Annotated in this window: 2 protein-coding genes; one reads left to right on the forward strand and one right to left on the reverse strand. The window is 63.0% G+C overall.

The window, feature by feature from the left end:
- Window positions 1-105 precede the first annotated feature (105 nt).
- On the forward strand, window positions 106-1,191 hold the full coding sequence (locus DBR47_RS24490) for an IS110 family transposase (protein WP_124455137.1): 1,086 nt from the start codon (window positions 106-108) through the stop codon (window positions 1,189-1,191).
- 6 nt (window positions 1,192-1,197) lie between these two features.
- On the opposite strand, the gene DBR47_RS25210 is transcribed toward DBR47_RS24490, so the two are convergent.
- On the reverse strand, window positions 1,198-1,431 hold a 234-nt coding region (locus tag DBR47_RS25210), incomplete at its 5' end, for a hypothetical protein (protein ID WP_231512487.1).

Here is a 1,431-nt window from a genome sequence, read left to right on the forward strand (position 1 = left end):
GAGCGAATACGAAGGGACTTCCCACCTTCGGGCAAACGGCGTCAATGCGCCAAGATTGGTGGTTCTCGAAGTCATCAATCAACTGCCATTTGAAAGGGGAAGTCCATGGAGAAGATTACCCGAGTCGGGGTGGATTTGGCCAAGCGTGTTTACCAGGTTCACGCAGTCGATAGCGCTGACCTTACCGTGCTGGCGCGGCCGATGTCTCCGGAACGCTTCTTGAGCTGGGCGGTGGGTTTGCCTGCAGGCACCGTGGTCGCTATGGAAAGTTGCTCTGGCGCGCACCACCTCGCCCGCCGCCTTCGCTTGATGGGGCTGGATGCCCGGCTGATCGCGGCCCACTTCATCGCACCCTTTCGCGTGCAAGGCGCCAGCGGCAAGAACGATGCAAACGACGCTGCAGCAATCTGCGAGGCCGCCTCGCGGGTGCGTACGCGCTGTGTGCCCGTGAAGACGCCGGAGCAGCAAGGCTGGCAAGGCATTCATCGCTTGCGCGAAGGCTACAAGGAAGAACGCACCGCCTGCATCAACCGCATTCGCGGTCTGCTGGCTGAGTTCGGCCTGGTCTTCCCGCAAAGTCCGGATGCCTTGCGCCGTGTGCTCAGCGACGTGCTGGAAGACGCCAGCAACGAGCTGCCCGGCACGATGCGCTTGGCTCTGCAGCGTGCGCAGGCGCACTGGCGGGTGCTGGACGACGAGATCGCCTGGTGCGACCAGCAGGTCAAGCAGCATGTGCGCGGCAATCAGGCGGCCGCTCGGGCAGCGCAGTTGCACGGCGTCGGTGAACTCACGGCATCAGCCCTGGTGGCTGCCGTGGGCGACATGCACCAATTCAAGAGCGCGCGCCAATTCAGCGCCTGGGTGGGTCTGGTTCCCAGTCAGAATTCCAGCGGCGGCAAGAACCGGCTGGGCCGCATCACCAAGCGCGGCGATGACTACTTGCGCACCTTGCTGATCCAGGGCGCCAAATCCGCACTGCTGGCCGCGCCCAAACGCAGTGATCGCATCTCACAGTGGCTGCTGCAACTGCGCGAACGTGCCGGCTGGCAGAAGGCTCTGGTGGCGCTGGCCAACAAGAACGCCCGCATTCTGTGGGCGGTGTTGACGCGGGGGATCGACTACGACCCCGAGCATGTGCCGCCAGTTCCGCAGTGCAAGCTGCCGGCGCAAAAGGAGCCGCACCCGGCCTGAGTCACATCACTCATTCACCGAATCACAGACCCACGTTCGTAGAAGCAAAGCACAGGTCAGACCGGCAGCAGGTGAACCCGATAACCCGTCCGTTGCAGGCGCGGCATGCCGAGCCAACAACGACGAACGAATGGGGTCTTGCTGAGCGGTTCGTATCTGGGGCAGCGGCATGGTCTGCAGCAAGCCCGTTTGTAGATGTTCAGTCTGTTCCTCGTTGCGTTGCCGCTGTTCAGAACGCGG

The sequence above is a fragment of the Paucibacter sp. KBW04 genome, from assembly GCF_003852425.1.
Classification (GTDB): Bacteria; Pseudomonadota; Gammaproteobacteria; order Burkholderiales; family Burkholderiaceae_C; genus Paucibacter_A.